The sequence below is a fragment of the Microbacterium sp. SA39 genome (genome assembly GCF_000967865.1).
Lineage (GTDB): Bacteria > Actinomycetota > Actinomycetes > Actinomycetales > Microbacteriaceae > Microbacterium.
In genome coordinates, this window is the sequence record NZ_JXRU01000039.1 from 115,466 (window position 1) to 139,856 (window position 24,391).

Below are 24,391 nucleotides of genomic sequence, written 5' to 3' on the forward strand. Positions count from 1 at the left end.
CTGAGCTCGCTCGCCGCGAAGCGCACCGTCCGCGGCCGGTGTACCTCGCACACAAGTGGTTCGCCAGGCGGTTCGGCACCGCGATGCGGGCGCTCCTCGTCGGGTCACAGACGTCCACGGAGAAAGAGTTCTGGGCGACGTTCGAAAAGGGCGGCCCACTGACCGGAGCAACCGTCGCCGACCTCTTCATCGGGGGCGGCACCAGTCTCTACGAGGCATCTCGCCTGGGCGCTCACGTCGTGGGAGCGGACATCGACCCAGTGGCATGCGCCGTCACCGAGTTCGAACTGACAGCACACCGCTACCCCAACCCCTGGGACGCGTTCGATGAGGTCAACAACGCGCTCAACGACCAGCAGTCTCTGTACTCGACCGTTGGACCCGATGGTGACGCCCGCATCGGATTGCACTACTTCTGGGTGCAGGAAGTGACCTGTGCGAGATGTGACCTCACGTTCGACGCCCACCCGCACCATCGAGTTGCTCTCGACGGGGACGGCCAGGTCGTCTTCTGCCGGGCCTGCGGTGACATCCACAGAGTCGGCGGGGATGTCACGACTCTCGACTGTGCGTGCGGCGAACGCACGGCTCTTGCGGAGGGCACCGTTCAGCGGGGCGTCGCGACTTGCCCTGCATGCCAGCATTCCGAGGCGCTCATCGAGCACGCCCGGCGCACCGGCGAACGCCCCACGTTCCGCCTGTTCGCCATCGAGTCCATCGCCGCAGGCTCCTCGTCCACCCGGGCGGTTCCGATTCGTGACCGTGTTATCCACCGCCCGAGCGACCTCGACTTCAAGAACCTCGCCACGGCGCAAGCGGACCTTGCCGACGAACGAGCCCTCCTCCCGATGCGCGCCATTCCCCACCTCGGACGCAGCGACAACCGGCTGACCGCCTACGGGTACACGTCCTACACGCAACTGTTCAACAACCGTCAGCTGCTGCACGCCAACCGGCTCCTCGCTGTCATTGGTTCCCTCCCTGAGGAGCATCGGCTGCCGTATGCGCTGGCGTTCTCCAATCACCTCACGTCGAACTGCACCCTCACCCGCTACACCGAACGGTGGCGTCAGGTGACGCCCCTGTTCTCACTCCGGGCTTTCGCTCATTCGACCAGGCCCGTGGAGCTCAACCCTTGGCTGCGCGGCACGGGGCGCGGCACGTTTCCGAACGCCCTCCGAAAGGTCGCGAACGCGATCTCTTACGCCAAGGCTCCCCGCGAGTACTCAAAGACCGGCTTCGTCGATTCGCCGCTTCCGGACGGCGACCGAACAGTCCACATCTACAACGACGACAGCCGCGCTCTCATACAGATCCCCGACGCGAGCGTCGACATCGTGCTCACCGACCCGCCATACCTCGACAACATCGACTACTCGGAACTCGCGGACTTCTTCGTTCCCTGGCTCGCTGCGGCCGGCGCTATCACCGACCCTGGAGGCCCCTCGGCGGCCAGCTTGGCAACTAAGGGCCGCGGCGCAGACCATGCCCCGCTCTTCCAAGCCGGGTTGCGTGACTGTTTCCGCGAAGCCGCACGCATCCTCAAGCCCGGCGGACGCCTGATCTTCACCTTCCAGCACAAGGCCCCCGGCGCCTGGTCTGCATTAGGCGGAGCCCTGAGAGAAACCGGCCTGCGCTACGTCACGGTGTTCCCCCTTCGTGGGGATAGCGAGATGAGCCTTCACCGCCACCAGGGCTCCAGCGTCTGGGACGCCGTGTTCGTGCTGGCGAAGGACGACGCAGAGCCCGTTCGTCGTGACGCCATCCGCTCCTCATCTGTGCTCGACACGGTTCGCGCTGAAGCCAGCCGTTGGGCGAAAACTCTCCAGCTCGCTGATCCGGACACGGCAAACTTGCGGCGGGCGCTGGCCGTCGCCGCGTTCCTGGATGACGACGAACCGACAGATGACGAAGTGATAACCCTCGAGCACGCTGTCGCCGACGTGTCATAGCACGCGCATAGAGTGGAGCCACTCGCGGGGGACGAGCCCTGCGCCGGCCACAAGGTACGACTATGCCTCGCGTTGAGAAGACGACCATTACTCAGTTCGTCGGTTCCGGCTGTGAACGACAGCTTCGACTGTCGATGCACCCTGACAGTGGGACGTTCGTCCAGGAGCGTCAAGCGCTGAACCTCCCGCATCGGCAGGTCCGCCCCGCTCTCCGCGGTATTCAGGACGCCGGTGACGAGTGGGGCCAGGCGAAGGTCTATGACCTGCGGGAAGCCTTCGGCGCCGCCAACCTCTTGGGTGGGTCGTTCACCGTCACCGGGAGCACAACGCAGCCTGGACTGAACTACGCCACCACACCGCTGGAGCCGTTCCTCGTCGCTGGCTTGACCCCTGGGCAGTTCCTCATCGAGACGGAGTTCCGCGCAGACACCCCCACGTTCCGTCTCGCCCATGGACTCGACACCATCACGTTCGCCGAGACGAGCGGGCCCCTGCAGTTCACGCGCGTTCGCCCCGACGTCATCGAGGTACTCGAATCCGGCGACCGCGTCCTCGGAGACAAGGGTGTCGCCGTCAGCGGCGATATCGTCCCGATTGACGCAGCGGATCCACGTCTGGGCCTCAGGATCATCGACGTCAAACTCACCAGTGAGCCGGGGCCGCGATACTTTGCCGAGCTCGCCTATTACGCGCTGACGCTCGCGGCTTTTCTCGAAGACGTCGGCCTGGACGACCGCTACTTTGTGAGCGCCTACCCAGCGATCTGGCCGGGTAGTGAATCAGAATCGGCACTGCACGCGGCGACAGCTGCAGGCGCGACGGCTGCGGACCGCTACGCCGGATTTCACGAGGACCTCGAGACGGTTCCGATGCGGACGTTCCTCGCACAGGTCCGTAGGGTCCTCCACGTCGACATTCCGCATGTACTTGGCGAACGTCTCGCCGATCTTCCATGGTCGGTGACTCCCGCTTGCCAGGGCTGTGAGAACCTCGGCCAGAAGTTCTCAACTACCCCCGGCACCAGTGGTTCTGCGTGGGACGCCCGGCACTGCCTGCCGCAGGCTGAGACGGAGCAGCACCTCTCCCGAATCCCATTCCTCACGAGAGGCGCATTCCAGGTCCTCCGCACCCACGGGACGTCCACCGTCACCGACCTCGCAGGCCTCGACACCACTGACGAGACCTTCGACCTTCACCACCGGTTGCGGGGGCAGCGACAAATCGTCAGCCGACGTGCACAGGCCCTCGCCGGGACGAGCGTCGTACCCCTCGACTCTTCTCTGTACACGACCGCAGCGATCCCCTCCTGGGCGCGCCTTCGCATCTACATCACCGCAGACTTCGATCCGGGCAGCGCCCTCAGTCTCTCCTTCGGCCTCTCCTGGGCATGGATGCAGAGAGGCTGGCAACCTTCCAGCATCTCGCGGACTCGAGTGCACCACACCGACCAGAAGTCCGCCGATGCAGAGTGGGACGCATTGTCCGGCCTGCTCGACGACCTCGCGGCCCTCATCGACGAGTGCACCACTCACGACCGTACGCAGTCGATGCAGGTCTATGTGTGGGACACCGTCACGTTCGAACACATGACGCGAGTCGTCGGACGCCACCTCGCCCGCATCCTCGCCAGCGGTCGCCTGCAGCGGCTGGTATGGCTGTTCCCTCCGGAGGAGGTACTCGACAGCCCTGCTCTGACAGAGGCTCCCGCGGTCAGTATCGTCCGGAACGCGGCGAAAGCCACGCTCGCCGTGGACCTCGCCCATACGTACACATTGCTCGGAGTAGCTCGGAAATTGCAGGACCCGAACAGTCCGTACCCGTACAACGTGCCCATGTTCTGGGAGGATCCGTTTACTGACCAGATACCTCCTGAGCGTGCCCATCAGCTGTGGAACCCCCGGCGAGTGCCCTCCGCACCGACGCCCGCGGAACTCTCTAGCCGGCTATTGCAGACGGTCAAGACGAAGCTGCGCGCACTCAGTGATGTGACCGATGCCCTGACCACTGCGTTCGGTGACCGTATTTCGCGGAAGGCACCGCTGCTGCGCCAGTTGTCGGCACCGACGCTGCAGAACGCGACGAGTCCTCTCGGGGTTCTCCTCGTTGCATACTCAAAACTGGATCGTGCAGTGGCGAAACTGGACCAAGCACAGGTACGTGCACTGCCCACCGATGAGAAGGAAGCGAAGTTCGAGACGGCAGTCATGACGGCGCTGCAAGGACCGGACCGCGACGCGGAGTTGACAAGGCTGGGTCTCCCTCCGCTGCCGAACCGCATGGTGTTCAGGCTCCGTCCGGGGAGCGTCGATGTGAAGGTCAAGCCCGGAGAGTTCCTCTGGGCGGTCGTTCCCGAAATGCTCGCGATGGATCTCGACACCACCATCAACAGCTTCGTGCGCCGGGTCAATAACGCGCAACTGTCCGCCTGGTGGGATGGGATCGATGACTTCCGCACCACTCTCGGAGATGTCCTCGGCGCCACCATCGTCAACATCGACAGGCACGAGGCAACGCTCGTCGCTGACATGGACACCTGGGGCATCCGCACGGAGATCCGACGCCGCCTGGGGCAGGCTCGAGCCTTCGGTGGACATGGGCCACTCACCCTCGAGGCCGTGAACCGAGACTTCTTCGTCAAGCGGCTGGAAGAGGCGACCAAAGCCATCGGCAATCCTCCTGCATCGGGCCGAGATCCTCTCGTCGATTCGGCACTGGGTCGAGCGGTGCGCCCTCGCACGGGGCCAGCTCACCCCGCGGGCGACCTGCTCTGGAACTCGGCGGCGTTGAACGCGACAACTGTGGCCCGTGACATGCAGGCCCTGCGAGCCGCGATGCCGGCCACCTTTACGGGCCTCAATGCATCCCAGAAGAGTGCGTGGGAGAGCGCCCTGTCCCGCCGAGTGACCCTCATCTGGGGACCTCCGGGAACTGGTAAGACCGCGACCGTCCGGTCGATCCTCCAGGGCTTCGCCGCCACTGGGCAGCCACTGCGCGTGGCAATCGCCGCCTTCACCTACACGGCCATCGACACGGTGCTGCAGGGACTTCTTCCTGCGCTCCCGCCGAACGTGCTGGTCAGGCGACTGAGCTCGGGCGCACGAGCGACCCCTGACTGGCTCCCGCCACAGATGGATGTGAGGCGTCGGACCCCCGAGTTCGATGAGCTCATAGATGACCTCGGATCCGGTCAACCAGTGTTCGTTTTCGGAACCACCGAGCAGCTCCATGCCGCCATCGAGACGCGCGATGCCCGCGGGATGCGTGGAACCTTCGACGTCATCATCTTCGATGAAGCCGGCCAGCTCGACGTCGCCCACGCGACCTTGCTGCTCTCCGGCGCCAACGATGGGACCCAGCTCATCGTGGCCGGCGACCACCTGCAGTTGGCGCCCATCCATGCGGCCGAACCTCCCCTGGGCCTGGAGAACAAGGTCGGCTCGATCTACAACTATTTGCTTCACGACCAGGGCGTCCCGCAGGAGCAGCTCCTCGTCAACTACCGGTCCAACACCACACTGGTGGAGCTAGGCAAACTCGCCGGCTACCCGGATGCGCTGCGCGCGGAGCGTCCAGCCCTCCGCATCCAGTATCGAGACGATGTGTCCCTCGAGGACGTTCGCATCGAGCTCGCGCTCAGCGAGGACCTCATAGCCGTCGCAGATCCAGACCGTGTGGCCGTCGCCGTCACCTACCTCGAAGGCGTCTCCGGGCAGTGGAACGACTTCGAAGCGCTGACCATCGCGGACCTCGTCCGTTGGTACCATCGCACCCTCGTCCGCGGCCTGAATACCGCAGACACAAATCCCATTACGGACGAGTACTTCTGGACGGAAGCAATCGGGGTGGTGAGCCTTCACCGCGCTCAGCGCTCCCGCATCATCGAATTGCTCAGGGCGGCGTTCGTCACCGCGACCTCTGACCCGCAGCTCCCCGGATGGATCGAGAGCGCTGTCGACACGGTTGAACGCTTCCAAGGTCAAGAGAGGGACATCATCCTCGCCACTTACGCGGTGGGCGACCCCGACACAGTCGCCGAAGAGGAGGACTTCCTCCACAACCTCAACCGCTTCAACGTCCTCGCGACGCGCGCCCGCGCAAAGCTCATCGTTATGGCGAGCCGCGAGATCATTCAGCACACGAGCAACGACCTCGAGACGATCCGTACGAGCGAGATGCTGAAAGACTTCGTGGACGTCTTCTGCTCGAATGAACTGCTCGTCGACCTTCCGTCACCGGACGGAGATGTGACCACAGAGCTGAGGTGGCGGACGTAGTCTTCCGAAAAGCGCCCGCCATCAGGACGCCCTAGGTCTTGGCGCGCGGGCGAACCCTCGCGCTCACCTCAGTCCGAGTCGATGTCTCCACCCGCGGCCACCCACGCGGCATACTGAGCGTTCTGCTTGGCTCGTCGACGGAACTCCTTCACGAGCAGTACCTGCTTCTCGAGGATCAGCAGATCCCGTTCGGCGATGCCCCAGTTCGCGTCGTTGATGTGACCATCGCGAACCAGAGGGAGATAGCGGTACGCCAGCCGTTCGGCGACTCGAAGCCTCTTGAAGACACCGGTGAGAAGAGCTTCATACTTGGAGTCTCCGGCCAAAAGCTTCGCGCCGCCCGAAACGATGATGCGAGCAGTCGTGTGCTCGATTCGGCCGTTAGGCCCCCGCTCGGTGAACTCCACGTCGGCGGGACCAAGCTCCGCTCCTGACCCGAGCGCACTCAGGAACGACGTCCGAACAAGGTTCACTTCCCCGTTGAGTCTGTTCGTGAGGTGCTGCCGCCCGTTCAGTTCATTGGTTCCCATGCTGGCGATCTTCGTGACCGTCACGGAGTGACCGATGTCCTTCTTCGTTTCCGCCGCGTTCGTCAGCCAGAGGTAAGCCTCACGGTTGAAGGACAGAACGGATGAGGAGGAGATGTTCGCTCCACTGTCGCGTCGCCGGAGGGCCGTAAGCAGCGCATCGAGCGCGGACCCGACGGTCTGGCGTGTCGGATCTTTGATGAGTCGCGGGTCGTTCGTGGACCAGAGCAACAGGTAGCCGGCCGACGTCTTACTGATGAGGACGTCGACACCGTCTTTGAACCATGCCTCGGTCGATCCGGACGTGAGGTTCTCGACGGCGCGCTTCTCCCACCAGACCAAGCGGGCCGCGACACGCTCCGGGACTTGATACGCAGGATCCGCCGCCCACAACTCGGGCACTGCACTACCCTCATCGTCGCTGATGACAGGGCGTTCAAGATCGTCAGTGATCCCGCGCCACCCGCGTGTGCGTGTCGATCCATCAGGTGACGATGCCACGAGTAGGTCGAGAATCTCGTTGAGTTGGAGGGTCGTGGTCAACGTCTGCGGTGTCATATGCACCTGTGTGTTGGCGAACGTAGGCATCCGCTCACCTCCATGTTTCAACGAGGGACACGACTGTCGCGTCCACCTTGATGAGCTTGGCATAGACCCCCGCCAACCGACCGCGGGGTTCCAACTCGTATTGCACCGTCCAGTGTGTCTGAGAGCGTGGAATCACGCCCGCGTTGAGCCGGAACGGTAGATGAGTCCACGTGTGCCCAGGCAAGGGGATACTTGGCTTGAGGGCGAAGGTGATGGAAAAACTCGTACCTATGACGATCTCGCCGGAGTTGACCCTCGCCTGCTCGCCCTCCGACACCACGCTGAGGTCGGAATGAGGGACACTCACTTTGAGATCGCAACCCGACTTCACTGCCCATCTCAACGCGAGCCTTCCGAGACCACGTCCGGACTTGTGCCGGACGGATACTTCGAAGAGGTCGCCGCCGTCGCCCGAGTTGGCTGTCAAGAACTTCGCGATGACCTTCTCGACATCAACCTCGGGCTCACCGATGATCCGCCACACCACCTCAAGGTGCGCTTTCCCGGTTGCGAACACGTAGAGCAACAGTAGAAAGAGAACACCGGCGAACGCGGGCACGGCAAATCGCACCCATGGCCATACATCCGGGAACGTTGCGTCCACCCAGGGAGCAAAGAGAAACGTCAGTGCGCCCACTCCGGCGATCTTGAGCGCGTCGAAAAACGCACCCTTATAGTCCTCTGGCATCAGCTGATGCTGAGGAGCGTTGCCGCGGCAGAAACGAGGGCCGGAATCGGGTCGTCCTCGGTCACCTCGAACCCTCCGTAGCGCTCAACGACGACTCGCGCTCCGTCCTCCGACTCGAGCTCGACAGACATCACGACGTATGGACCACCAGGTCCGTCAAGGAGTTCCTCGGCAGCATCGAGATCGTCCGAGCGCAATGCTTCGACGATGTTCTTGCTCGCTTGCTCTGCGACCTCGGGGTCCATCGGCATGAGCGCCACGTCTCGAAGTTCAACCCGCTTAGGGTCGAGGTGCACGGCTCGGGCTTGGATGGCGAGGTGCAATAAAGCAGTAGAACCCCATCTCGGGACGAAGTTCCCATGCACCTTGTCATCGAAGGCGCGAGGAGCAAGGTGCGAATCGTTGCTCACATACCAAAGCCTTGTGCGCTCGGCGTCTCGCATGAGCTGCATAGCCTGCCATACCATCTCCGACACCTCCTCACTCGCGACCATACTCGATCTTTACCCTACGGCGAATGCATTATTATTATGTCCCTACTATTGTAGGGACATCATGCCGCGTCCACCAGCCTCCATCACGGACCCTCAGAGCGCCCAGAAGGCGGCGCGCCTCGGCGGCTTGCTCGGGGCTGCCCGTCGTTCGGTCGGGATCAGTCAGCAGCGCCTGGCTGAGCAAGCGGGCGTCTCCATCGGATCCGTAGCGAAGCTGGAAGCGGGTCGAAACCCCGAGCCTGGCTTCTTCCTGGTGGCGCGAGTGGTGTCCGCGCTGAGCCACGCGATGTCGGCACCGAAGCGATCTGCGCTGCAGGCGGACGTGCATGCGTTCTTCCAACAGTGAGAGAAGTTGACTCTTCGTGCGGGACCCCACCTCCGAGCGGCAGGACACAAAAAGAGCTGGTCGGAAGCGATATCCGACCAGCTCTTCTGATTTACGAACAAATTGCCCTGTATTTAAGAACAGGGCCTTCTGTGCGCGAGGGGGGACTCGAACCCCCACATCCTTGCGAATACTGGCACCTGAAGCCAGCGCGTCTACCATTCCGCCACTCGCGCGAGTGGTCTCGTTCCGAAGAACTCAACTTCCCGAGGATATCACGCGATTTCGGCCACTTCGCACAGCGGAAACGGGTCGGCGGCGGCGTTCCCCCAGGTCACCTGGCTACGATGTCCCTACCGGTCGGCATGCCAGAGGAGCCCAGTGGGACTACTTGACAGCTTTGAGAAGGGTCTCGAGCGCGCTGTGAACAGCGCCTTCGCGAAGACCTTCCGCAGCGGCATCCAGCCCGTGGAGATCGCTTCGGCGGTCCGTCGTGAAGCCGACACAAAGGCGGCCGTCGTCAGCCGCGATCGCATCATCGCGCCGAACAGCTTCGTGGTGCGCCTCAGCACCGACGACTCCGAGCGCATGCGCAGCCTCGGCAACGCCCTCACGGAAGAACTCCACTCTTTGCTGACGAAGCACGCCAAGTCGCAGGGCTACAGCTTCTCCGGTCCCCTCTCGATCAGCCTCGAGGTCGACGAGAAGGTCGCCACCGGGACCGTGCGGGTCGACTCGGGCACGGTCGAAGGACGCGTCAACTGGCAGGCCGTCATCGACGTCGACGGACGCCGTCACCCGCTCACCCGCGCGCGCACCGTCATCGGGCGCGGATCGGATGCCGACATCACGATCGCGGATGCCGGATCGAGCCGCAAGCACGTCGAGATCCTCTGGGACGGCGAGCGCGCCATGATGCGCGACCTCGGCTCGACCAACGGCACGAAGGTCAACGGCCAGAAGCTTCGCGAAGCCGCCCTCCCCTCCGACACCACGATCACGATCGGCCGCACCGACCTGGTCTTCCACATCGTCCCGGTGTCGACGCCGTCTCGCCCGACCCCCGACGACTCCACTCGCGCGTTCGGAGGATTCGGATGAGCGAACTGATCCTCCTCCTGCTCCGCGTCGGGTTCCTCCTCGTCCTCTGGTTCTTCGTCTTCGGCGTCGTCTACTCGCTCCGTGCCGACCTGTTCGGCGTGAAGGTGCGCAAGCTCCCCGCGGAGGCCGCCGCCGGAACCGCGACCCCCTCCCCCGCAGCGCCCGCCGCGAAGCCGGCATCCGTCCGCCCGGCATCCGCCAAGCCCTCCACGGGACCTGCGACCATCGCCACCGCGAAGCGCCTGGTCATCACGTCGGGCCCGAAGACCGGCCTCGAGCTCCCCCTCGGCGCCGACTCCATGACGATCGGCCGCTCCAGCGAGTCGGCGCTCGTCATCCGCGACGACTACACGTCGAGCCACCACGCCCGCCTCATGCTGCGCGGCGAGAACTGGGCCGTTCAGGACCTCGACTCCACGAACGGCACGTTCGTCGCCGGCCAGCGCGTGACCGGCTCCCCCGTCAACCTCTCCCTCGGCACCCCGATCAAGGTGGGCGCCACGACCTTCGAGCTGCGAGCCTGACCCCGGCATGGTCTTCGAAGGCTCGAGCGTCGCGATCTCCCACACCGGGAAGGTCCGCTCCAACAATCAGGACTCCGGGTACTCCGGAGCGAACCTGTTCGTCGTCGCCGACGGCATGGGCGGCCACGCCGGCGGCGACGTCGCCTCGAGCATCGCGATCCAGCGCCTCGAGCCCCTCGACCAGGCCTACGCTTCGACCGAAGACGCGCAGGCATCTCTCCAGGCCGCCGCGACCACGGCTGCCGGCGACCTCATCCGCGCCGCGAAGGATCGACCGGAACTCGCCGGCCTCGGCACCACGCTCAGCGCCATCATCATGGTCGACGAATACGCGGTGATCGGCCACATCGGCGACTCGCGGATCTACCTGTACCGCGACGACGCGCTGACCCAGATCACCGCCGACCACACCTTCGTGCAGCGACTCGTCGACTCCGGCCGCATCACGCCAGAAGAGGCGCGCTACCATCCCCGGCGCTCCGTGCTCATGCGCGTGCTCAGCGACATGGACTCCGACCCCGAGCTCGACATGTTCGTGATGCACACGCAGCCCGGCGACCGCTGGCTGCTCTGCTCCGACGGTCTCTCCGGCGTCGTCGAGGACCCGCAGATCCTCAAGGCGATGCAGCTGGGCCTAGCCCCCGGACGCACGGCCGACAACCTGCTCAAGCGCGCACTCGACGGCGGTGCCCCCGACAACGTCACGATCGTGCTGGTCGACGTCGGCGGTCAGCATCCGATCCACTCCGGCACGGCGACGGTCGTCGGTTCGGCATCCAACCCGTCCGGTGTGTACGTGCCGCCCGCGCGCCCAACCCGCGGAAACTGGCTCCACCCGGTGCGCCAGGCCGCCAACGAGCCCAGCCACTTCGAGCCGGCCCCCGAGTACCTCGAAGAGCTCATCGAAGAGGATCGCCGCCGTGCGAAGCGCCGTCGCCTCGGCTGGACCGCCGGAGTCCTCCTCGTCCTTGCGATGCTGGGCGTCGCCGCGTTCGCCGCCTACAGCTGGACGCAGACGCGCTACTTCATCGGCGCCGACGATGACAGCGTGGTGATCTTCCAGGGCGTGCAGCAGAACATCGGACCGGTCACGCTGTCGACTCCGCTCGAAGACACCGACATCCTCCTGGCAGACCTGCCGCCGTATCAGCGGGCATCCGTCGAACGCACGATCACGGCGCGCTCCCTCGCGGACGCGATGGCCATCGTCGACCGCCTGCGCGCGGCCGGAGGTGGTGAAGGATGAGCACCGACGTGACCGCCGACACCAGCGTCATCAAGGCCCTCAAGCGCCTCCGGATGCCGCAGACGCAGCGCAACCGCGAGTTCTGGCTGCTGCTCTTCGCCTGCGCCGTCAGCGGCGCCTCCCTCACGCTCGTGCAGCTCGGCGCGCTCGGCGTCATCGACCCGGTCGTGCTGGGGATCGGCGGTGGACTCGCGGTCCTCGCCTTCGCCCTGCACTTCGTGCTGCGGGTCGTGGCATCCGACGCCGACCCGTTCGTGGTGCCGATCGCGACGCTGCTGACCGGACTCGGCATCGCGATGATCTACCGCATCGACATCGCCAAGGCGAACACCGGCTGGGACGCGTACTCCACCAAGCAGCTGGCCTGGACCGCCATCTCGCTCGCCGGCGCCATCACCGTGGTCATCCTGCTGCGCAACTACCGGATCCTGTTCCGGTACACCTACATCTTCGGTCTCGCCGGCATCCTGCTGCTGCTCCTGCCCTTCGTGCCCGGCCTCCGCATCGACGACGCCAACGCGGCCGTCTGGGTCTCGCTCGGCGGTGCGTTCGCGTTCCAGCCCGGCGAGCTCGCCAAGATCTGCCTGGCGATCTTCTTCGCCGGCTACCTCGTGCGCACCCGCGAGAGCCTCACGTCGGTCGGCAAACGCGTGCTCGGCATCACCTGGCCGCGGATGCGCGAGCTCGGCCCCGTGCTCGTCGTCTGGGTCATCTCGCTCGGCATCATCGTGTTCCAGCGCGACCTCGGCACCGGAACCCTCATCTTCGGCATGTTCGTCGCGATGCTGTACGTCGCGACCGGCAAGACGAGCTGGGTGCTCATCGGTCTCACCCTCGTGGTGGCGGGTGTCGCCCTGGCCACCCAGATCCTCAGCTACGTGCAGGGACGCTTCATCAACTGGCTGTTCCTGTTCGACTCGGAGCAGGTCGATCCGGACGGCGCCGGCTATCAGCCCATGCAGGGCCTGTTCGGCCTCGCTCGCGGCGGCCTCATCGGCACGGGCTGGGGTCAAGGGCGACCCGAGATCACTCCGCTGGCGCACAGCGACTACATCATCACGAGCCTCGGCGAGGAGCTCGGCCTGATCGGCCTGTTCGCGATCCTCTGCCTCTACATGGTGTTCGTCAGTCGCGGCATGCGCATCGGACTCGCCGGTCAGGACGACTTCGGCAAGCTGCTCGCGACCGGTCTCTCGTTCACGATCGCGCTGCAGGTGTTCATCATGGTCGGCGGCGTGACGCGCATCATCCCTCTGACCGGCCTGACCACGCCGTTCCTCGCGGCCGGAGGTTCGTCCCTCGTCGCCAACTGGCTCATCGTGGCGCTGCTGCTGCGCATCTCCGACGGCGTGCGCCGCCAGCCCAGGGTGGTGATCGGCTGACATGACGAAAGAACTCCGCAGACTCAGCATCGTGATGCTGTTCATGTTCATCGCCCTGTTCGCGGCGAGCAGCTGGATCCAGGTGGTCGAGGCCGACAGCCTCGCGCAGAACACCCACAACAAGCGCACGCGTCTCGACAGCTACGAGATCCAGCGCGGATCGATCATCGTCGACGGCGCCGCGATCGCCACCTCGATTCCGAGCGACGACACCTACCAGTTCCAGCGCGTGTACACCGACGCCCCCATGTGGGAGCCGGTCACCGGGTACTTCAACCCCGCACTCGGCTCCGCGACGGGCATCGAGAGGGCCATGAACGCCGATCTCTCCGGCACGGGGTCCAACGCGTTCCTCGCCGAGGTCGAGCGCATCCTCTCCGGGCAGCCGCAGCGCGGCTTCAGCGTGGAGCTGTCGCTGAACACCGCCGCGCAGAAAGCCGCCTACGACGCCCTCCAAGGTCTCGAGGGCGCCGTCGTCGCGATCGATCCCGCGACCGGACGCATCCTCGCCCTGGTCTCGACGCCGGGTTTCGACACGAACCTCCTCGCCTCGCACGATGCGGATGCCGCGAACGCGACCTATGACCAGCTCGCGGACGATCCGGCCAAGCCCCTCTCCAATCGGGCCATCGCCGGCGACCTCAACCCTCCCGGTTCCACGTTCAAGGTCGTCGTCGCCGCGGCCGCGTTCGCAAGCGGGGATTGGACGCCGGACTCGACGCTCCCGAACCCGGCCAGGTATACGCTCCCCGGCTCGTCCAACCAGGTATCCAACGCCTGGGGCGGCACGTGCGGCTCGGGCGACACGGTCACCATCGCCGAGGCGATCCGCCTGAGCTGCAACATCCCGATGGCGGAGCTCGCCGTGGAGCTCGGCGATGACCGCATCCGGGAGATGGCGGAGAAGTTCGGCTTCAACAACAGCTTCTCGACGCCCCTCGAGTCGACGGCATCCAGCTACCCGCGTGGGCTCGACGACGCACAGACCGCGCTCACCGGTTTCGGCCAGGGACAGGTCACTGCGACGCCGCTGCAGATCGCCATGGTGGCCGCGGGCATCGCCAACGACGGGGTCGTCATGAACCCGCAGCTGGTCGACGCGGTGATCGGCAACGACCTCTCGGTGGTCCGATCCTTCGAGCAGAGCGAGTTCGGCCGCGCGATGGAAGCGGGGACGGCCGACCAGATCACGGCAGCCATGGTCGCGAGCGTCTCAAACGGCGCCGCGCAGGGTGCAAGAATAGACGGGATCGACGTGGCGGGTAAGACCGGGACGGCAGAGAACGGAAACAGGCCGCACACGTTGTGGTTCACCGGTTTCGCACCGGCGGACGACCCCGCGGTCGCAGTAGCGGTCGTCGTCGAAGACGGCGGCGGACAAGGGCGGTCCGGAAGTGGCGATACCATCGCCGCTCCGATTGCGAAGAAGGTCATAGAGGCGGTGCTGGGCAGATGAGACCGACGCAGGGTGTGTCGTTCGGTGGTCGCTACGAGCTGTTGTCGCGGATTGCGATCGGCGGCATGGGCGAGGTGTGGGAGGCGACGGATCACGTCATCGGGCGTACCGTCGCGATCAAGATCCTCAAGGACGAGTACATGGGGGACCCCGGGTTCCTCGAGCGGTTCCGTGCTGAGGCGCGGCACGCTGCGCTCGTGAACCATGAGGGCATCGCCAGTGTCTTCGACTACGGCGAGGAGAACGGCAGCGCGTACCTCGTCATGGAGTTGGTGCCCGGTGAGGCGCTGTCGACCGTGCTCGAGCGCGACGGTGCCCTGAGCGCCGACAAGACACTCGACATCGTCGCCCAGACGGCATCCGCTCTGCAGGCGGCGCACGCCGCGGGCCTCGTGCACCGCGACATCAAGCCGGGAAACCTGCTGATCACGCCCGACGGCCGCGTCAAGATCACCGACTTCGGCATCGCCCGCATCGCCGACCAGGTGCCGCTCACGGCGACCGGTCAGGTCATGGGCACGGTGCAGTACCTCTCCCCCGAGCAGGCGTCAGGTCACCCGGCATCCCCGGCGACCGACACCTACTCGCTCGGCATCGTCGCGTACGAGTCCCTGGCGGGCAAGCGTCCGTTCACGGGCGAGTCGCAGGTCGCGATCGCGATGGCGCAGATCAACGAGCAGCCTCCCCCGTTGCCGCCGACCGTTCCGATCCCGGTGCAGAACCTGGTCATGGCCATGATCGCCAAGAAGCCGTCGGATCGCCCGTCGTCGTCGGCGACCGTGGCGCGCGCGGCGCAGGCCCTGCGCCGCGGCGACCTGAACTCGGCCGCCATCGCGGTTCCCGCCATCGCCACCGGCGGCATCGCCGGAGATGACGACGCGACCCGGATGCTGTCGGCAACCGGCACCGAAGGCGCCACGCGCATCCTTCCCACCACCGCGCAGCTCCCCACCGAGGATGCCGTTGAGGAGAAGGAGAAGAAGAAGCGCAGCCCCTGGACGTGGCCGCTCATCGCCCTGATCGCGCTGCTCGTGATCGTGCTGGGCGGCACCATCTGGGCACTGTCGCAGCAGGACGGCGGTGATCCCGAACCGTCGGCTTCGTCGAACACGACCTCGTCCCCGCCGAGCAAGACTCCGACACCGGAACCGACGCCCGAGGAGACGCGGGTCGACGTGACCGCGCTCAATCTCCGGGGCATGGACTGCGCCGGCGCGACGGCCACGCTGACGAACGCCGGTTTCGAGAGCGACATCACCTGCGCCGACGGCGACCCGGCGCCCGCCGACGACCAGGTCGGCCTGGTCTACAACGTCACGCCTTCCGGAAACGTCGTCACGACCACACCGATCGCACTCACGGTCTACGCCGCCCGCGCCGCTCTGCCGACCCCGACCGACGCGCCCACGATCACGGGTGACCCGGTCGCCGGTGGCACGGTCACCATCGCCTGGGGCACCGGCTTCACCTGCCCGAGCGGTTCCACGCTGTCGGGCTATGTCGTGTCGCTTCAGAACGGCACGTTCGAAGGCGGCGGACCCACCTTCCAGCCGACGCAGCGCAATGCGCAGGTGAAGGTGGCGGATGCCCCGGACCAGCAGCTCATCGTGACCTACCAGGGCATGTGCTCCGGCGGCGACCAGCGCACCTCCAACCCGTCACCCCCGCTCTCCGTCACGATCACGGCACCGGCCGAGGACGGCGAGGGGGACGGCGACGGCGGAGCCGCCGGGTAGCCTAGTTCCAGCTCAGTCACTGTCGTTCCAAGGGGGGTCATCCGTGTCCACAGAGCCGCGCGTTATCGCGGGTAGGTACCGCGTCGACGAGCTCATCGGGCACGGCGGCATGGCGAAGGTCTATCGCGGATTCGACCTGACGCTCGGGCGGGCGGTCGCGATCAAGATCCTCGACCCCGACCTCGCCCGCGACACGGCCTTCCGCACGCGGTTCCGCCTCGAGGCTCAGGCCGCCTCTCGTATGGCGCACCCTTCGATCGTGCGGGTGTTCGACGCGGGTGACCCGTCCGCGAGCGACCCCTCGTCGGACGACCCGCCCTACATCGTGATGGAGCTCATCAGCGGCACGCTGTTGAAGGAGATCATCGCGAAGGGGCCGGTCCCCGTCGAAGACGCCGTCCGGTACGTCGACGGCATCCTCGAGGCTCTCGACTACTCGCACCGTGCCGGCGTGGTGCACCGCGACATCAAGCCCGGCAACGTCATGGTCACCGACAAGGGCCAGGTCAAGGTGATGGACTTCGGCATCGCCCGCGCCGTCTCCGACTCCTCGTCAACGGTCGCCGAGACCACGCAGATCATCGGCACCGCCGCCTACTTCTCCCCCGAGCAGGCGAAGGGTGAGCCGGTCGACGCCCGCGCCGACCTGTACTCCACCGGTGTCGTGCTCTACGAGCTGCTCACCGGCCGCCAGCCGTTCCGCGGCGAGTCTCCCGTGGCCGTCGCGTACCAGCACGTGAGCGAGACCCCGGTCCCCCCGACCGAGGTCAACGAGGACGCACCGGGAGCACTCGACCCGATCGTCCTCCGGGCTCTCGCCAAGGATCCGTACCAGCGGTTCCCGGATGCCGCGCACTTCCGCGAGGCACTCGACTCGGCCGTGACGGGCGCCGCTCCGACTCGCAAGCAGCTCGGGGCCCTGACCAGCGAACTCTACGGTCCGAGCCCGCGTCAGGCTCAGGAGACCGCGCGGTCGCTCCGTCAGCTCAGCACCGACACGACGATGGCCCGTACGCAGTCCGGTCCGCCGGTCGCCTGGATCTGGGCGGGTGTCGCCCTTCTCGCGGTGCTGCTCGCGTCGGTCCTGTTCTGGGTCGTGACGATCAGCATGCGCCCACCCGAGGTCCCCAGCACGTCGCGCGTCGTCCCGAACCTCGTGAACGTCTCCTCGGAGCGCGCGCAGGACGACCTCGCGAAGCTCGATCTCACCTCGACCATCGTCATCGAGTCGAGCACCGATATCGCCGAAGGCAACGTGATCCGTACGGATCCGGTGGCCGGGGCCGCGCTCGAAGAGGGCTCGGCGGTCACGCTCTACGTCTCCTCCGGAGAGGACGTCGTGGTCGTCCCGACGCTCGAAGGCATGGCTCTCGGCGACGCCAAGAGAGCGCTGCTGGCTGCGGGGCTCGAACTCGGCACCGTGATCCAACGCAATGACAAGGCGCTCAGGGCCGACACTGTGATGACTGCCAGCGAGAAGGCAGACACCGAAGTCGCCCCGGGGACCGTGATCAATCTGGTCGTCGCCAGCGGAAAGGTGACGCTGACCGACCTCACCGGCTGGACAGTGGATGCCGCCACGACCAACCTCACCGATCTGGGTCTGGTCGCGACGCCCGTGGAGACAGCGGACTGCCCGGCGACGGACCCTGCGACCGTGAACTCCATGTCTGTCGCGCCGGGCGACGTCCCGATCGGTTCCACCGTCGAGCTGCGGTTCTGCACGGCGCCGTAGCGCATCGCGCAACCAGGGTCCCTGAGCCTTCAGCGGGGTCCCTGAGCCTGTCGAAGGGCCGGCCGATTCAGCGGCTCAGCGGATGCAGGCGCTCCGAGCGCGCGACGGCATCCGGGTCCCCGCACATTCCGAGCCAGTTCGCGAGCAGTCGGTACCCGCCTTCGGTGAGCACACTCTCCGGGTGGAACTGCACCCCGAGGATCGGGAGCTCGCGATGCGCGAGGCCCATCACGGTGCCGGTGTCCGTCCATGCCGTCACGGCGACATCCTCCGGAGGAGTGGATGCCGCGGCCGCCAGCGAATGGTAGCGACCGGCTGCGAAGGGCGAGGGGATGCCGGCGAAGAGCGCGGATCCGTCGTGGGTCACCTCCGACACCATGCCGTGCATGAGCTCCGGAGCCTCGGTCACCGGGATGCCGAAGGCCTCGCCGATCACCTGGTGGCCGAGGCACACCCCGAGGAGCGGCATCCGCCTTCGGGTCGCGATGCGCACGGCGTCGAGGGAAGCGCCGGCGTCGGAGGGCGCTCCGGGGCCGGGGGAGAGCAGCAGAGCGTCGAAGTCGGGAAGCAGCTGCTCGAGGTGCGCGGTATCCGTCGCATCCGACTCGATCATCGTCGTGTCGGCACCGAGCTCGTGGAGATAGCCGACCAGAGTGTGAACGAAGCTGTCGTGATTGTCGATGACGAGGACGCGCGTCATTCGACGTCGACCTCGCCCGGGGTGATGAGCGGGCTCACCCAGGGGAACACGTACCAGAACAGCCCATAGAGCACCGCCGCGATGAGGATGACGAGGATGATCACGCGCAGCCACCACGGGCCGGGCAGCAGACGCCAGAGTGCGGAGTACATCAGTCTTCTCCCTCGGAGGCTGACATGGTCAGATCGACGGCGCGGCCGGGGGCGGCGGCGGTTCGGTGAGGGCGGGCGGCGGGCCTTCGGCCCTCGGTTGGAAGCTTTCGAACACCCCGTACGCGATGATGCGCTCGGCAAGCGAATAGAGCGGAGAGCACGCGGTCAGGGTGATGTACTGCTCGCCGGTCTGCTGGTCGGGCATCTGCGGTACGTCGGCGAGCACATCGGTCTGTGTCGGCGTGACGTACTCGAGGGTGCGGAAGCGGTAGGTGTACCAGCCGTCGGGCGTCTCGACGACGATCGCATCGTCGAGTTGGAGCTTGTCGAGTTGGTTGAAGGGCTTTCCCCAGGTCGTGCGGTGCCCGGCCATCGAGAAGTTGCCGGCCTCGCCGGGCATCTTCGAGTCCTTGTAGACGCCGATGCCCTTCTGGTCCAGAGTGCGGGCGCGGCTGGTTCCGCCGTAGATCCCGTAGTTGTATTCGGCTCCGAAGCGGGGAATGCGCATCTGCCCGAACCAGGCGGTGTCTGCGGGCGCCGCTGGAACAGGTGCCTCGTAGACGACGGTGCCGTCTTCGGTCTCGATCAGCGGTGGCGGCTCCGGCGGCTCCGCCTGCGCGAGCTGCTCCGACCGGGCCGCACCTTCGTCGTTCTTCTGCGCGCTGATGATGATGTCGCCGATCCACATCTGCCAGGCGACGAACAGCAGCACGATGACGCCCGCGGTGAGCAGCAGCTCGCCGAGGGCGCTCGCGAACGTCGCGCGGGAGCGCGGGCGCTCGCGTCGCAGGCGTCGCCTCCCAGGCACGACGGATGCAGTCATGGCGCGATCTTATCGCCCGCAGCTGTCCCGGGGGCGAAGCTCTGGGTGAGCGACAGACGTCATGGGTACAATGGCGGAATGGCCCGTGAGCGTAAGACCGAAGAACCCGTCGTCGAGCGTGCCGAAGGCGACGCTGCTCCCAACGCCGTGTGGTTCAAGCCGGTGATGATCGGGTTCATGCTGCTGGGCCTCGTGTGGATCCTCGTGTTCTACATCTCCGGCATGCAGTTCCCGATTCCGGGTCTCGACAACTGGAACCTGGCCATCGGCCTCGGCATCGCCCTGATCGGCTTCCTCATGACCACCCGCTGGCGCTGAGACAGCCTCACACTCTCGGGAGCGCCCCTCGCATTGCGAGGGGCCTTCTTCGTGCCCCCTGCTTGCCCGAGCCGGTTCTGTCGCAAGTTCGTCGGCCACGTGGTCGCGTCCAAAGGTCGCGGGCGGACTCCTGGAGTGAGCATCGGGAGGGGCCCGCGCAGCGGGAAGGAGCCCGCTCTGCGAACGAGGGAGTCCGCCCGCGGCCGGCCCCGCTAGAGACTTATCCACAGACTTGTCCACAGCCTGGGGAGAATTACACGGGTGTTATTCACAGGGGTTGACAACCCTGTTAACAACTCAACTCAAGAGGATCAGCGGCGGTACGAAGGCGACGACGACGCCGAGCACGACCACGAGCCCGGCGAGCAGCACGATCTGCCAGACCCGCCGTTCGCGGCGCCGCGTGCGGGTGAGGATCAGGGCCACGAGAGCGCCGACGATCGCCCCGCCGAGGTGCGCCTGCCAGGCGATGTTGCCGATGAAGAAGCCGAGAGCGAAGTTGATGCCGAGGATCACGAGCAGCCCGGTGACGTTCGCGCCGATGTGCCGTCCGATGATCAACAGCGCCGCCATGAGCCCGAAGATCGCCCCGGATGCGCCGACCGTGGGGCTGCCGGGAGCGAGGAGCGCCACCATCACCGATCCGCCGAATCCGCTGATGAGGTAGAGCGCGAGGAAGCGCGCGCGGCCGAGCATGGGTTCGAGGCTCTGCCCCAGCATCCACAGGGCGAGCATGTTCAGCGCGAGGTGGAAGAACCCGCCGTGCACGAAGAGGACACTGAGCAGCCGCCACGGCTCGAACGGGAACGGGAAGAGAGCGGGATAGAGATACGGGGCGTAGAACGCCAGCGCTTGCTTTATCGGGTCGTTGAGCCCGGGGATGAGCTGCACCAGCCCGATGAATGAGGTCACCGCCAGCAGCACGTAGGTGACCACGGGCCTGCCGCTGCGGACGGCCGTCATCGTGCCGCCGGAGCGGCGCCCGCCCCAGCGCCGTTCGGCGCGCTTCTGAGCGGGCGTGCGGTTCTTGCGCTCGGCGTTCATGCACTCGGGGCAGATCACGCCGACGGGCGCCTGCGTCTGGCACTCCGGGCAGATCGTACGGAGGCAGCGCTGGCAGAGCACGAAGCTCTGCCGATCCGGATGCCGGTAGCAGAAGTTGTCGCGGTTGTCCGCGAACTCAGGCGTGGTCATCCGGATCGGCCGAAGCTGCCGTCAGGCCGCGACGATGTCGATCGACTGCAGCACGACCGGCTCGATGGGGCGGTCGCCCGCGGCGGTCGGAACAGCGGCGATCGCGTCGACGACGGCCTTGGAGGCGTCATCCGCAACCTCGCCGAAGATCGTGTGCTTGCCCTGCAGCCACGGCGTCGGGTCGGTCGTGATGAAGAACTGCGAACCGTTCGTGCCCTCGGGCTTGCCGGTGATGGCGTTGCGGCGGAGGCCGGCGTTGGCCATCGCGAGGATGTAGGGCTCGTTGAAGTTGAGCTCCATGTTGATCTCGTCGTCGAAGTTGTAGCCGGGTCCACCGACGCCCTGACCGAGCGGGTCGCCGCCCTGGATCATGAAGTTCGGGATGATGCGGTGGAAGACGACGTCCTTGTAGAGCGGACCGTCGCCCGGCTTGCCGGTGGCGGGGTGCGTCCACTCCTGGGTGCCGTCGGCGAGGCCGACGAAGTTCTTGACCGTCTTCGGAGCGTGATCGCCGTAGAGGTTGATGACGATGTCACCGTGGTTGGTGTGCAGGGTTGCGACGTGGGAAGCGTGAGCCATGTCCCCATTCTCGCAGAGCTTCCGGTGAGTTCGCCCTTCCCTGGCGCATGCGCGAAGGCGCACGTACGCTAGCGCGCAGCATCCGACTTGGCAAGGGTGCGCAATTTCCCGACTCTCACCCAGTCTCGTCTGGCAAGATGGGGAACCCGCACTGCAATGGACAGGAGAACATCGTGAGCCTCACCCGCAAGCGGAAGAAGCAACTGCGTCGACTGCAGAAGGATGCCACCCAGCTCTGGGAGTCGCAGCAGGAGGTCGTCGGCCACGCCGCAGACGTCGCGCGCGAGGCGAGCCGTCAGCTGGGCAGCCTCGGTCGTGAGCAGGTGCTCCCTGTCGTGCAGGACACCTACAACCGTCGTCTCGCCCCCGTGGTCGATCAGGGCGTGAGGATCGGAAAGCACGTCGTCGATGACAAGGTCGTCCCGATCGTCGGCGGAGTCGTGGGCAGCGCCCTCACCGCCTGGGATTTCGCCAACGCGAAGCGTCACGGCGTCGCCGTCCCGCCGCCTCGCGGCGCATTCGGCAAGAAGCGGAAGACGGGCCCCGGTCTCGGGTCGATCATCGCGATCGTCCTCGGTGCCGCGGCTGCGGTCGGCGTGCTCTACGCCGCGTGGCAGGCCCTGCGCGCGGACGACGAGCTGTGGGTCGCGGACGACCCGCTCTCCGCGCCCGACGCGTGACCTCGTCTGATATCCCCTCCGTCGCCTCGGGTGCCGGAGGGGATCGGCATGCCCGGGTGCGGGATGCCGCTGCGGAGCGCGGCCTGAGCATCGACATCCGGGAGCGGCCGGCCGCGAACAGTCTCTTCGAGGCCGCCGAGCTGCTCGGCATCCATCCGTCGGGAATCGTGAAGACGCTCGTCGTGAAGCGGTCCGACGACACTTATCTCTTCGCGCTGATCCCGGGCGGGCGCTCGATCTCGTGGCCGAAGCTGCGTGCCCTGGTCGGCGTCAACAAGCTGCGCCTGCCCGAACCCGAGCTGGCGCTCGCGGCGACCGGGTACGAGCGCGGCACGATCGTGCCGATCGGCAGCACGACCGACTGGCCGATCTACGCAGACGAGACGATCGTCGGTCAGCGCATCGCGATGGGAGCCGGCGCGCACGGATTCAGCCTGTTCGTCGACGCCGATGACCTGATCGCGGCGTACGGCGCGACTGTCGACGACATCTCCGTGCCGGAGACACCGCGCGCCTGACACGTCGGTCGTTGAGCGAGCGAAGCGAGACGAAACGCAGGGTCAGAGAATGCCGGCCATCCGGAGCGAGATGTCGACGAGCTTCACGCGTTGAAGGTCCGCGACCGCGGCGAGCGTGAACCACCCGGCCATGTCGGTCGAGCCGTCGGTCTCGAAGCGGAGCTTTCCGCCGGTCACCTCGGCGCGGTAGACGATGCGCAGCGTGTGCAGCGGCTCCGCCGCCTTGTGCACGCGGCGACTCGCCGGGATCACCCGGGAGTGGATGCCGAGGAGTTCGCCGACCTTGACCGAATAACCCGTCTCTTCGCGGAGTTCGCGCCGCACGGCATCCTCCGGCGCTTCGCCTGGCTCGAGTCCGCCGCCCGGCATGGTCCACGCGACACGGCGGCCCTCGGTCCAGCGCGCGAGCAGCAGACGGCCGTCGTCATCGGTGACGACCGCGTATGCCGCGACGCGCGTGTCCATGTCCTCACCCTATCCGGGCGGTGGCACACACCCTGACGCTGGACGGCACCGTGACGGAGCGGGATCATGGGCGATGGCCGTGGATATCAGCGACGCACCCCGCATCGAGCACCGCGAAGCGATCCCGACGGTGGGCATTTGTCTCGTCATTCCCTTCCGCGGCATGCTCGGCACCCAGGACCGGTTGCTGGAGGAGCTTCTCGTGGCTCGACGCGCATGTCTGGAGACCGAGGGCCCGTTCTTCCTTCGCCGAATCGGAGCGGTGCTTCGACGCCGATGCGGCATCCGGTTCCTGGTCGGGTCGATTCGAGATCCTCCGCACGGATCCGCGTCTCGAACCCCGCAAGACCAGGTGGACGACCGAGCTGGCCTTCCTTCTCGATGCCCCCGCGTGATCGATCAGGAATCGAGAAGCCCCCTGACCCCGGTATCCGTACTCTGAGGTCATACCAACGGAACACGACGAAGGGAGCCGATCATGGCTGACGACGACACGAGCTTCAGCGCTGAAGAACGCGAGGCGATGAAAGCGGCTGCGGCTGACAAGCGCAAGGCGCGATCGCGGGCGAAGAAGACCCCGGAGGAGGTGCGGGCCGAGGGCGAGGCCGACCTGAAGGAGGCCATCGCCAAGCTGTCGGATGAGAGCGACAAGAAGCTCGCGATGGGACTGCACGAACTGGTCGCCGAGGTGGCGCCGGAGCTCGTGCCACGCACATACTACGGCATGCCGGCGTGGGGCAAGGACGGCAAAGTCCTCTGCTTCTTCCAGCCGGCGAGCAAGTTCAAGGTTCGCTACGGCACGTTCGGTTTCGAGCCGATCTCGAACCTCGACGACGGCACGATGTGGCCGACGGCGTATGCGCTCCTCGAGTTGACATCTGCGAACAGGAAGGTGCTCACCGAGCGGATTCGTCTCGCGGTGAGCTGACGGCGG

23 protein-coding genes and 1 tRNA gene are annotated in these 24,391 nt (G+C 66.2%); 14 read left to right on the top strand and 10 right to left on the bottom strand.

Annotation, left to right across the window (positions count from 1 at the left end):
- The first annotated feature begins 83 nt into the window (after nucleotides 1-83).
- Nucleotides 84-1,952: a hypothetical protein gene (locus tag RS85_RS16920; protein ID WP_152642455.1), complete on the top strand. Its 1,869-nt coding sequence runs from the start codon at nucleotides 84-86 to the stop codon at nucleotides 1,950-1,952.
- 62 nt (nucleotides 1,953-2,014) lie between these two features.
- A complete protein-coding gene (locus RS85_RS16925; RefSeq protein WP_082087682.1) occupies nucleotides 2,015-6,226 on the top strand; it encodes a DEAD/DEAH box helicase in 4,212 nt (1,403 codons plus the stop codon).
- Between the two features lie 68 nt (nucleotides 6,227-6,294).
- Here the strand turns inward: RS85_RS16925 and RS85_RS16930 are convergent, their stop codons facing one another.
- The 3 genes from RS85_RS16930 to RS85_RS19775 are packed head-to-tail and all read right to left on the bottom strand — an operon-like array spanning nucleotide 6,295 to nucleotide 8,523.
- Entirely contained in the window at nucleotides 6,295-7,341 is a 1,047-nt protein-coding gene (locus RS85_RS16930) for a hypothetical protein (RefSeq protein WP_152642456.1), read from the bottom strand.
- A 4-nt stretch (nucleotides 7,342-7,345) separates the two neighbouring features.
- Nucleotides 7,346-8,029: a hypothetical protein gene (locus tag RS85_RS16935; RefSeq protein ID WP_046014645.1), complete on the bottom strand. Its 684-nt coding sequence runs from the start codon at nucleotides 8,027-8,029 to the stop codon at nucleotides 7,346-7,348.
- On the bottom strand, nucleotides 8,029-8,523 hold the full coding sequence (locus RS85_RS19775; protein ID WP_046014646.1) for a hypothetical protein: 495 nt from the start codon (nucleotides 8,521-8,523) through the stop codon (nucleotides 8,029-8,031). Before RS85_RS19775 ends, RS85_RS16935 begins: the two co-directional genes overlap by 1 nt.
- A gap of 61 nt (nucleotides 8,524-8,584) precedes the next feature.
- Between RS85_RS19775 and RS85_RS19780 the strand changes: the two genes are divergently transcribed.
- Nucleotides 8,585-8,869 (top strand): helix-turn-helix domain-containing protein, encoded by a 285-nt coding sequence (locus RS85_RS19780; protein WP_046014647.1) that lies wholly within the window; start codon nucleotides 8,585-8,587, stop codon nucleotides 8,867-8,869.
- Nucleotides 8,870-9,001: 132 nt separating this feature from the next.
- Here the strand turns inward: RS85_RS19780 and RS85_RS16950 are convergent.
- Nucleotides 9,002-9,084: transfer RNA gene (locus tag RS85_RS16950), tRNA-Leu, on the bottom strand.
- Between the two features lie 145 nt (nucleotides 9,085-9,229).
- Between RS85_RS16950 and RS85_RS16955 the strand changes: the two genes are divergently transcribed.
- From RS85_RS16955 to pknB, 7 genes are read left to right on the top strand one after another with little or no spacing between them, the layout of a single operon-like run.
- Nucleotides 9,230-9,949 (top strand): FhaA domain-containing protein, encoded by a 720-nt coding sequence (locus RS85_RS16955; protein ID WP_046014648.1) that lies wholly within the window; start codon nucleotides 9,230-9,232, stop codon nucleotides 9,947-9,949.
- The gene (locus tag RS85_RS16960; RefSeq protein ID WP_046014649.1) at nucleotides 9,946-10,473 is read left to right on the top strand and encodes an FHA domain-containing protein FhaB/FipA; all 528 of its coding nucleotides are present in this window, start codon (nucleotides 9,946-9,948) and stop codon (nucleotides 10,471-10,473) included. Before RS85_RS16955 ends, RS85_RS16960 begins: the two co-directional genes overlap by 4 nt.
- A 7-nt stretch (nucleotides 10,474-10,480) precedes the next feature.
- Nucleotides 10,481-11,719 carry a PP2C family protein-serine/threonine phosphatase gene (locus RS85_RS16965; RefSeq protein ID WP_046014650.1) on the top strand — a complete coding sequence of 413 codons (1,239 nt, stop codon included), beginning with the start codon at nucleotides 10,481-10,483 and terminating at the stop codon, nucleotides 11,717-11,719.
- On the top strand, nucleotides 11,716-13,101 hold the full coding sequence (locus RS85_RS16970) for an FtsW/RodA/SpoVE family cell cycle protein (protein ID WP_046014651.1): 1,386 nt from the start codon (nucleotides 11,716-11,718) through the stop codon (nucleotides 13,099-13,101). Before RS85_RS16965 ends, RS85_RS16970 begins: the two co-directional genes overlap by 4 nt.
- Nucleotide 13,102: 1 nt before the next feature.
- A complete protein-coding gene (locus RS85_RS16975; RefSeq protein WP_046014652.1) occupies nucleotides 13,103-14,557 on the top strand; it encodes a penicillin-binding transpeptidase domain-containing protein in 1,455 nt (484 codons plus the stop codon).
- Nucleotides 14,554-16,293 carry a protein kinase domain-containing protein gene (locus tag RS85_RS16980; RefSeq protein WP_046014653.1) on the top strand — a complete coding sequence of 580 codons (1,740 nt, stop codon included), beginning with the start codon at nucleotides 14,554-14,556 and terminating at the stop codon, nucleotides 16,291-16,293. Before RS85_RS16975 ends, RS85_RS16980 begins: the two co-directional genes overlap by 4 nt.
- 43 nt (nucleotides 16,294-16,336) lie before the next feature.
- Nucleotides 16,337-18,028 (top strand): Stk1 family PASTA domain-containing Ser/Thr kinase, encoded by a 1,692-nt coding sequence (gene pknB / locus RS85_RS16985; protein ID WP_046014654.1) that lies wholly within the window; start codon nucleotides 16,337-16,339, stop codon nucleotides 18,026-18,028.
- A 67-nt stretch (nucleotides 18,029-18,095) separates the two neighbouring features.
- Here pknB and RS85_RS16990 read toward each other — a convergent pair whose 3' ends face one another.
- The 3 genes from RS85_RS16990 to RS85_RS17000 are packed head-to-tail and all read right to left on the bottom strand — an operon-like array spanning nucleotide 18,096 to nucleotide 19,703.
- Nucleotides 18,096-18,728: an anthranilate synthase component II gene (locus tag RS85_RS16990; protein ID WP_046014655.1), complete on the bottom strand. Its 633-nt coding sequence runs from the start codon at nucleotides 18,726-18,728 to the stop codon at nucleotides 18,096-18,098.
- Nucleotides 18,725-18,880, bottom strand: a complete 156-nt coding sequence (locus tag RS85_RS19785) for a membrane protein (protein WP_046014656.1) — start codon at nucleotides 18,878-18,880, stop codon at nucleotides 18,725-18,727. Before RS85_RS19785 ends, RS85_RS16990 begins: the two co-directional genes overlap by 4 nt.
- A gap of 28 nt (nucleotides 18,881-18,908) precedes the next feature.
- A complete protein-coding gene (locus tag RS85_RS17000; protein WP_046014657.1) occupies nucleotides 18,909-19,703 on the bottom strand; it encodes a class E sortase in 795 nt (264 codons plus the stop codon).
- A gap of 78 nt (nucleotides 19,704-19,781) precedes the next feature.
- Here RS85_RS17000 and RS85_RS17005 point away from each other — a divergent pair, with 78 nt between their 5' ends.
- Nucleotides 19,782-20,021, top strand: coding sequence for a cell division protein CrgA (locus RS85_RS17005; protein WP_046014658.1), 240 nt, complete (start codon nucleotides 19,782-19,784; stop codon nucleotides 20,019-20,021).
- A gap of 297 nt (nucleotides 20,022-20,318) precedes the next feature.
- Here RS85_RS17005 and RS85_RS17010 read toward each other — a convergent pair whose 3' ends face one another.
- Nucleotides 20,319-21,215, bottom strand: coding sequence for a rhomboid family intramembrane serine protease (locus RS85_RS17010; protein WP_046014659.1), 897 nt, complete (start codon nucleotides 21,213-21,215; stop codon nucleotides 20,319-20,321).
- 21 nt (nucleotides 21,216-21,236) lie between these two features.
- Entirely contained in the window at nucleotides 21,237-21,794 is a 558-nt protein-coding gene (locus RS85_RS17015; protein WP_046014660.1) for a peptidylprolyl isomerase, read from the bottom strand.
- Nucleotides 21,795-21,967: 173 nt separating this feature from the next.
- Here RS85_RS17015 and RS85_RS17020 point away from each other — a divergent pair, with 173 nt between their 5' ends.
- Both RS85_RS17020 and RS85_RS17025 read left to right on the top strand, forming a co-directional pair.
- A complete protein-coding gene (locus tag RS85_RS17020) occupies nucleotides 21,968-22,474 on the top strand; it encodes a hypothetical protein (protein ID WP_046014661.1) in 507 nt (168 codons plus the stop codon).
- Between the two features lie 56 nt (nucleotides 22,475-22,530).
- The gene (locus RS85_RS17025) at nucleotides 22,531-22,992 is read left to right on the top strand and encodes an aminoacyl-tRNA deacylase (RefSeq protein WP_046014662.1); all 462 of its coding nucleotides are present in this window, start codon (nucleotides 22,531-22,533) and stop codon (nucleotides 22,990-22,992) included.
- Between the two features lie 42 nt (nucleotides 22,993-23,034).
- On the opposite strand, the gene RS85_RS17030 is transcribed toward RS85_RS17025, so the two are convergent.
- Nucleotides 23,035-23,457 (bottom strand): NUDIX hydrolase, encoded by a 423-nt coding sequence (locus RS85_RS17030; protein WP_046014663.1) that lies wholly within the window; start codon nucleotides 23,455-23,457, stop codon nucleotides 23,035-23,037.
- A 478-nt stretch (nucleotides 23,458-23,935) separates the two neighbouring features.
- On the opposite strand from RS85_RS17030, the gene RS85_RS17040 reads away from it, so the two are divergent.
- On the top strand, nucleotides 23,936-24,385 hold the full coding sequence (locus RS85_RS17040; protein ID WP_046014961.1) for a DUF1801 domain-containing protein: 450 nt from the start codon (nucleotides 23,936-23,938) through the stop codon (nucleotides 24,383-24,385).
- Nucleotides 24,386-24,391 lie beyond the last annotated feature (6 nt).

Coding starts and splice junctions, on each gene's coding strand:
- RS85_RS16920 (WP_152642455.1), top strand. CDS start 84: ATGCGGGCGCTCCTCGTCGGGTCACAGACGTCCACGGAGAAAGAGTTC.
- RS85_RS16925 (WP_082087682.1), top strand. CDS start 2,015: ATGCCTCGCGTTGAGAAGACGACCATTACTCAGTTCGTCGGTTCCGGC.
- RS85_RS16930 (WP_152642456.1), bottom strand. CDS start 7,341: ATGCCTACGTTCGCCAACACACAGGTGCATATGACACCGCAGACGTTG.
- RS85_RS16935 (WP_046014645.1), bottom strand. CDS start 8,029: ATGCCAGAGGACTATAAGGGTGCGTTTTTCGACGCGCTCAAGATCGCC.
- RS85_RS19775 (WP_046014646.1), bottom strand. CDS start 8,523: ATGGTCGCGAGTGAGGAGGTGTCGGAGATGGTATGGCAGGCTATGCAG.
- RS85_RS19780 (WP_046014647.1), top strand. CDS start 8,585: ATGCCGCGTCCACCAGCCTCCATCACGGACCCTCAGAGCGCCCAGAAG.
- RS85_RS16960 (WP_046014649.1), top strand. CDS start 9,946: ATGAGCGAACTGATCCTCCTCCTGCTCCGCGTCGGGTTCCTCCTCGTC.
- RS85_RS16965 (WP_046014650.1), top strand. CDS start 10,481: ATGGTCTTCGAAGGCTCGAGCGTCGCGATCTCCCACACCGGGAAGGTC.
- RS85_RS16970 (WP_046014651.1), top strand. CDS start 11,716: ATGAGCACCGACGTGACCGCCGACACCAGCGTCATCAAGGCCCTCAAG.
- RS85_RS16975 (WP_046014652.1), top strand. CDS start 13,103: ATGACGAAAGAACTCCGCAGACTCAGCATCGTGATGCTGTTCATGTTC.
- RS85_RS16980 (WP_046014653.1), top strand. CDS start 14,554: ATGAGACCGACGCAGGGTGTGTCGTTCGGTGGTCGCTACGAGCTGTTG.
- RS85_RS16990 (WP_046014655.1), bottom strand. CDS start 18,728: ATGACGCGCGTCCTCGTCATCGACAATCACGACAGCTTCGTTCACACT.
- RS85_RS19785 (WP_046014656.1), bottom strand. CDS start 18,880: ATGTACTCCGCACTCTGGCGTCTGCTGCCCGGCCCGTGGTGGCTGCGC.
- RS85_RS17000 (WP_046014657.1), bottom strand. CDS start 19,703: ATGACTGCATCCGTCGTGCCTGGGAGGCGACGCCTGCGACGCGAGCGC.
- RS85_RS17005 (WP_046014658.1), top strand. CDS start 19,782: ATGGCCCGTGAGCGTAAGACCGAAGAACCCGTCGTCGAGCGTGCCGAA.
- RS85_RS17010 (WP_046014659.1), bottom strand. CDS start 21,215: ATGACCACGCCTGAGTTCGCGGACAACCGCGACAACTTCTGCTACCGG.
- RS85_RS17015 (WP_046014660.1), bottom strand. CDS start 21,794: ATGGCTCACGCTTCCCACGTCGCAACCCTGCACACCAACCACGGTGAC.
- RS85_RS17030 (WP_046014663.1), bottom strand. CDS start 23,457: ATGGACACGCGCGTCGCGGCATACGCGGTCGTCACCGATGACGACGGC.
- RS85_RS17040 (WP_046014961.1), top strand. CDS start 23,936: ATGGCTGACGACGACACGAGCTTCAGCGCTGAAGAACGCGAGGCGATG.